Genomic DNA, 6,955 nt, shown 5'->3' on the forward strand with positions numbered 1-6,955 from the left:
GTGCGACGCAACAAAAGCTGCAAAGCAGTTCAAAAGCCGGTAACACAAAAATAACTGAAAACCATCCACGGGGCAATTGTGGGAACCAATAGTGATGTTAGACAAATTAGAAGCGATAAAGGCAAGATTCGACCAGTTGGGCATTGCGCTCACCAACCCGGAGATCGTGAATGACAATAAAAAGTTCACGGCTTCCAGCAGGGAATACCGCAGTCTGGAGAAGATCGTGCAGGCCTACAATGCCTATAAGAAGGTATTGGATAATATTGAATTCAATACGGAAGTGCTGAATGGCGATGACGATGAAATGAGGGACCTGGCAAAAGATGAGCTCCCGGTTCTGGAAGAACAGAAAGAAAAGATGGAAGCCGCTATCCGCCAGATGCTGATACCCAAAGATCCGCAGGATGAAAAGAATGCTATTCTTGAAATACGTGCCGGCACAGGAGGAGATGAAGCTTCGCTGTTTGCAGGCGACCTGCTGCGTATGTATATCCGCTATTGTGAGGAAAGGGGATGGAAAACGGCGATCCTCAGCGAAAATGAAGGTACGGTTGGAGGCTATAAAGAAGTTGAACTGGAGGTGAAAGGTGAGGATGTGTATGGCACATTAAAATTTGAAAGCGGCGTGCACCGGGTACAGCGGGTGCCTCATACCGAAGCCAGCGGCCGGGTACATACCAGCGCCGCCACTGTTGCTGTGATGCCAGAAGCGGAAGAAGTTGATTTTGAACTGAAAGAAAGCGATGTAAAAATGGAGACCTCGCGCAGCGGCGGCGCAGGCGGGCAAAATGTGAATAAAGTGGAAACCAAGGTGATGCTTACGCATATTCCTACCGGCACAGTAGTGATATGCCAGACAGAACGTTCGCAACTGGGCAACCGCGAAAAGGCAATGCAGATGATGCGAACCCGGTTGTATGAAGAGCAGGTGCGTAAACAGGAAGAGGAAATAGCGCGCCGCCGTAAAAGCCTTGTGAGCACGGGAGACCGTTCGGCAAAGATCAGGACCTATAATTATCCGCAGGGCAGGGTAACAGACCATCGCATAGGCCTTACCGTTTATAATCTCGATGATGTGATGAACGGGAATCTGCAGGAATTCGTTGAGGCGCTCCAGTTTGCCGAAAATGCAGAAAAGCTAACGCATGAGCGTATTTAAGATTTGAGATTCCTGATTTGAAATTTGTTTGTTTCTTGTTTTTTATCATTTGGTTCTTACGCTATTCCATTAGTTTATTTACTTTGCAACCATTATAAAATACAAAGAATGAAAATACTAATTACCGGTACAGCAGGATTTATAGGGTTTCATTTGGCCAATTACCTTGTACAGCGTGGAGATGAAGTAGTGGGATTGGATAGTATTAATGATTACTATGATGTTAATCTCAAATACAGCCGCCTGGAGTCTGCCGGAATAAATAAAAAAAATATTGAATATAATAAGCTGGTACCCAGTTCCAGGCATGCCAATTACAGCTTTATCCGGCTACAGTTAGAAGATAAGGGCAATCTCGAAAAATTGTTTGCCACGCAGCAATTTGATAAGGTATGCAATCTTGCCGCACAGGCAGGTGTGCGTTACAGCCTCACTAACCCCGATGCATACCTTAACAGTAATATTGTTGGTTTCCTTAATATCCTGGAATGTTGCCGTCACAATCAAATAAAACACTTAGCCTATGCCAGCAGTTCAAGCGTATACGGGCTCAATGGCAAATCCCCTTTTTCAACTTCGGATAATGTGGATCATCCGATTTCTTTGTATGCCGCCAGTAAAAAAAGCAATGAGCTTATGGCGCATACTTATAGTCATTTGTTTAAAATTCCCACTACCGGGCTTCGGTTTTTTACGGTATACGGTCCATGGGGAAGGCCGGATATGGCTTTATTTCTGTTTACCAAAGCCATACTCGGGAACAAACCCATCCAGGTATTTAACAACGGCAACATGGTAAGAGATTTTACGTATATCGCCGATATCATAGAAGGCGTGGTAAGAGTAATTGACAACCCCCCGGCCGGCAATCCTTCATGGGATGCTGACCACCCCGACCCTTCCACTTCCACTGCACCTTATAAAGTGTATAATATAGGCAACAACAACCCGGTTCGGTTGATGGATTTTATTGAAGCCATTGAAGAAGCCCTGGGTAAAAAGGCGGAAAAGCAGTTGCTGCCTATGCAGCCGGGAGATGTGGCCGCTACCTGCGCCGATGTGGACGACCTTGTGCGCGACCTGCATTACAGGCCCGATACAAAAGTAAACGAGGGTATAAAAAACTTCATAGCGTGGTACAGGACGTATTATAAATTGTGAATAGTGAGGGGTGAATAGTGAATCAATGTAGTTTCCTTAAGCTATGATGGAGACAATGTAATGGACAGCAGCTACATCCCATAGGGATGTAAGGTTGGTAGATATGATTAAAAGTTGTTTAACGCGTGCCATAGGTACGCAAGGTGATGGGAGTGATAAAATTTATTGTCACAGAACTCACACTGATTTTTATTAAGGAAACGACATTGAAAGGTAAATAGTGAATAGTGAAGGGTGGACGGAAAGTAGAAGATGGTGGGATTTAAGAGGCAATTAAGGCGTATAGTTTTATGAAATAATTTGCATTTTTTTCTGTAAAATGAAAGGGGCTCCCGGATCATTAAACTGCGCAGATCACAGCTTTTAAGCGGGCTGAGGATGACTTTTAAAAAAATTTTGCGCTTTATACGAATACCCTAACTTTGCCGCAGGAAAAGGAACGACAGAAGGGAACGATTCGTTCCCTTCTTCATTTATCAGACTATGAGCAGCGAGGCAACAACGGGGGCAATAACGCAGATGATGACCACATTGCTGGAAGACAACCCCGACTATTTTTTGGTAGAAATCAAAATCAATCCAACCAACAACGTAAAAGTGTTTTTGGATGCCGATGGCGGTGTGTCAATAGATAAATGCGTAAAATATAACCGGGTTTTGTATAAGCAGATAGAAGAGAGCGGAATTTTTCCCGATGGTAATTTTTCTCTTGAAGTGTCTTCGCCGGGGCTGGATGAGCCATTGAAGCTGATACGGCAGTATATTAAAAATACGGGCAGAAACGTGGAAGTGCTTTTGCATGACGGCGGCAAAATAGAGGGAAAGTTAAAGGTGGTAAGTGATGTTACGATACAGGTGGAAGAAGTAAAAGGAAAAAACAAAAAGCAGGAAGTATTGGAGCATACGATACCCATTGATAACATTAAAACAACTAAAATTCAAATTCAATTTTAACGCCCCTTACCAAATGAAGGTTATACCTTAGTTTGGCTGAAGGATAAAAAGCTGTAATATGGCAAGTATTAATCTTATTGAATCCTTTCAGGATTTTAAAGACGCGGAGAATATAGACCGGCCCACGCTCATGAAGGTACTGGAAGACGTGTTTAAAACCTTACTTCGCAAAAAATACGGTTCTGACGAAAATTTTGACGTAATTGTGAACACGGAAAAAGGGGATCTTGAAATCATTCACCGCAGGACCATAGTTGAAAACGGGCAGGTTGAAAACCCCGTTGCAGAAATTGAATACAGTGATGCTATTAAAATTGAACCCGATTTTGAGGTAGGTGAAGAACTTTTCCAGGAAGTAGATATCCTCGATTTCGGCCGCCGTGCCATTTTGGCCGCCAAGCAAACCCTGGCAAGCCGTATCAGCGATTTAAAGAAAAACAGCCTGGTTAAAAAATATGCCGACCGTGTAGGCGAAATTATCAGTGCGGAAGTATACCAGGTATGGAAAAAAGAAGTATTATTATTAGATGAAGATGGCAATGAACTGATTATACCCAAATCGGAACAAATCCCTTCCGATTATTTTAAGAAAGGCGAAAATATAAAAGCGGTGGTGAAAAAGGTGGAATTGAAGAACAATTCGCCTGTGATCATCTTATCCCGCACACATCCGTCCTTCCTGGCCAAGTTGCTTGAAATTGAGGTGCCCGAGATCTTTGACGGGCTGATTGTGATCCGAAAGATTGTGCGGGAGCCTGGGGAAAGGGCCAAGGTGGCGGTAGAATCCTATGATGACCGTATTGATCCGGTAGGTGCATGTGTGGGTATGAAAGGAAGCCGTATTCATGGCATAGTTCGTGAATTGAAAAATGAGAATATTGATGTAATTAACTGGACCAATAATACCCAGTTGCTCATTCAGCGTGCTTTAACGCCGGCCAAAGTGAGCTTTATGGAAATTGATACGGAAAGAAAGCATGCCAATGTATACCTTAAACCCGACCAGGTGTCGCTGGCCATCGGTCGCAGGGGTGTTAATATTAAATTGGCCTGTGAGCTGGCGGGATATGAAATTGATGTATTCCGCGATGATGAAAATCAAACGGAAGAGTTTGATATTGACCTGGACGAATTTGCAGATGAAATTGATACATGGGTAATTGATGAACTGAAACGGATTGGATGTGATACCGCCCGCAGTGTGCTGGATTTGACGACAGAAGAGCTGGAAAGAAGGACTGATCTTGAAAAAGAAACCATTGAAGATGTAAGAAGGGTGCTGGAAGAAGAATTTGAAAAAGGGTAAGACCCGCGGGTGCCTATTTATAAGAACAGATAAAACAACAAGATCCCGTACATTCTGATCAGGATTGCGGGACAAACAAGTATGGCTGAAAAAAAATTACCACGCTTATTGGCAGCGGCCAAGGAATTTAATATCGGACAGGAAACACTCATTGATTTCCTGATTGGGAAAGGTTTTGCCAAAGATGAACTAAAGCCTACCAGTAAGCTAACGGAGGAAATGTATTATTCCCTCCAGCAGGAATTTTCATCCGATAAAGCGGCTAAAGCCAAAAGCGACCAGATAGAGATACCCAAAGGCAATGTGATAGAAGGCCGTAAAAAGAAGGATGAAGAAGAAATTTTGTTCAAAAAAGAGGTAAAGAAAAAACAGCCGGAAAAAGAAGCAACAGATACAACGGAAATACCCGCCTCCCGGGTTCCGGAACAGGAAGCGCCCCCCGCTTCAAAAACAGTTCCTGAACAGCCGCAGCCGGAGATCACCAAAATTGAGGCGCCCGAAATTGAAGGACCTAAAGTATTGGATAAGATTGATCTGAGTGCTATAGATTCTTCTACACGCCCAAAAAAAACAGCTAAGAAAAAGGCTGAAGAAAAAATACCGGAAGAAAAAAAGGCAGCAAAAGAAGAAGGCGTGTCGCCTGCAGAGCCTGAAAAAATACCCGAAGCAGACCCTGCCCCTGCCAAAACCGAAGCTTCTCCTGCGGAAATGAAATCTGCAGAACCGGAGCAGGAAGAAATTCCCGTAATAGAAAATATCCGTGCTGAAAAATTAGAAGGACCGAGAATTGTAGGCCGGATCACGCTGCCTTCTGACAATGAAACACGGCCAACGGCTAAGCCACAGGAAGAAAAACGGAAGCGCAAACGCATCCCTATAGAAAAAAGAGACCAGGCACACCCGGATGATCAAAACAAAACCCAGCAAAGGAGAGATGGTGCCCGGCCGCCGATACAAAAACAAGGCGACAGAAAGGACAACAAGCAGGGACAGGGCGGCAATGCTGCCGGCGGACGCTTTGGTCACGGCCACGGAAGAGCAGCGGACAGACGCAGAGACAGTAAAGAAGTGAAGGAAATTGACGCAAAGGAAATACAGGATAAGATACGCGAAACTCAGGCTAAGCTTGCCGGCTCCTCCAGGGGAGGCAAAAGCGCAAAATCAAAACTCAGAAGGGCAAGGCGTGAAGAAGCGGAACACCTGGCGGGTGAAGCCCAGGAAGACAATAAGCTGCAGGTAACTGAATTTGTAACAGTAAGTGAACTGGCCAACCTGATGGATGTAAGCTTTGCTGAAGTGATCGGCAAGTGCATGGGGCTGGGCATAATGGTATCTATCAATCAACGTCTTGACGCAGAAGTAATAGAACTGGTGGCCGGAGAATTTGGCTTTGAAGTTGAATTTATCGGGGTGGATGATGTGCATGAAGACGAAGACGAAGAAATAGAAGATCACCCCGAAGACCTCGAGCCAAGGGCGCCTGTTATTACCATAATGGGTCATGTGGATCATGGTAAAACATCTTTGCTGGATTATATACGCAGCGCTAAAGTAGTAGCAGGAGAAGCCGGAGGGATCACCCAGCATATGGGCGCCTACCAGGTAACCATAGCCTCAGGAAAAAAGCTTACTTTTTTAGATACGCCGGGCCATGAGGCATTTACAGCTATGCGTGCCCGTGGCGCCAAAGCGGCTGATGTTGCGATTATTGTAATTTCTGCTGATGATGCAGTGATGCCACAAACGCGTGAAGCCATCAGCCATGCCCAGGCAGCCAGTTTGCCGATGATATTTGCCATCAATAAAATAGATAAAGAAGGGGCCAATCCCGAAAAGATCAAGGAACAGCTATCAACGATGAATATTCTGGTGGAAGACTGGGGCGGCAAATACCAAAGCCAGGAAATATCTGCCAAAACCGGGCTGAATGTGGATCTGTTACTGGAAAAGATCTTATTGGAAGCAGAATTGCTCGAACTTAAAGCCAATCCCGCAAGGGAAGCAACAGGATCCATTATTGAAGCATCTTTGGATAAAGGACGCGGGTTTGTTGCTACCATGCTTGTTCAAAGCGGTACCCTCCGGCAGGGAGATATAGTAGTGAGCGGCCAGTTTTACGGGCGTGTAAAAGCCATGTTTAATGAACGCAATCAACGCCTGGAGGAAGCCGGTCCGTCAAGTCCTGTGCAAATACTGGGACTGAACGGAGCACCGCAGGCTGGTGAAAAGTTTAAGGTTTACCACGACGAAAGCGAAGCCAAGGATCTCGCTAACCGCCGGGCCCAGATATTGAGAGAGCAGGGTATACGCGCCAAGAAGCATATAACGCTGGATGAGATCGGAAGACGCCTGGCCCTGGGCAACTTTAAGCA

General features: G+C 45.1%; 5 protein-coding genes. All 5 read left to right on the forward strand.

Annotated elements, in window-relative coordinates:
- Positions 1–94: 94 nt before the first annotated feature.
- Positions 95–1,162, forward strand: coding sequence for a peptide chain release factor 1 (gene prfA, locus PLH26_RS18615; RefSeq protein WP_324587533.1), 1,068 nt, complete (start codon positions 95–97; stop codon positions 1,160–1,162).
- A 108-nt stretch (positions 1,163–1,270) separates the two neighbouring features.
- Complete coding sequence (locus tag PLH26_RS18620; RefSeq protein WP_324587534.1) at positions 1,271–2,323, forward strand: NAD-dependent epimerase; 1,053 nt, start codon at positions 1,271–1,273, stop codon at positions 2,321–2,323.
- A 483-nt stretch (positions 2,324–2,806) separates the two neighbouring features.
- Positions 2,807–3,277: a ribosome maturation factor RimP gene (rimP, locus tag PLH26_RS18625; protein ID WP_324587535.1), complete on the forward strand. Its 471-nt coding sequence runs from the start codon at positions 2,807–2,809 to the stop codon at positions 3,275–3,277.
- Between the two features lie 58 nt (positions 3,278–3,335).
- On the forward strand, positions 3,336–4,583 hold the full coding sequence (gene nusA, locus PLH26_RS18630; RefSeq protein ID WP_324587536.1) for a transcription termination factor NusA: 1,248 nt from the start codon (positions 3,336–3,338) through the stop codon (positions 4,581–4,583).
- A gap of 81 nt (positions 4,584–4,664) precedes the next feature.
- On the forward strand, positions 4,665–6,955 hold a 2,291-nt coding region (gene infB / locus PLH26_RS18635; protein WP_324587537.1), incomplete at its 3' end, for a translation initiation factor IF-2.

Origin of the sequence: Agriterribacter sp. (assembly GCF_035444585.1) — a bacterium.
In the GTDB taxonomy this organism is placed as follows: Bacteria; Bacteroidota; Bacteroidia; order Chitinophagales; family Chitinophagaceae; genus Agriterribacter.

Bases quoted from the DNA above. Each gene is read 5' to 3' on its own strand.
- nusA (WP_324587536.1), top strand. From the start codon at position 3,336: ATGGCAAGTATTAATCTTATTGAATCCTTTCAGGATTTTAAAGACGCG.
- PLH26_RS18620 (WP_324587534.1), top strand. From the start codon at position 1,271: ATGAAAATACTAATTACCGGTACAGCAGGATTTATAGGGTTTCATTTG.
- prfA (WP_324587533.1), top strand. From the start codon at position 95: ATGTTAGACAAATTAGAAGCGATAAAGGCAAGATTCGACCAGTTGGGC.
- rimP (WP_324587535.1), top strand. From the start codon at position 2,807: ATGAGCAGCGAGGCAACAACGGGGGCAATAACGCAGATGATGACCACA.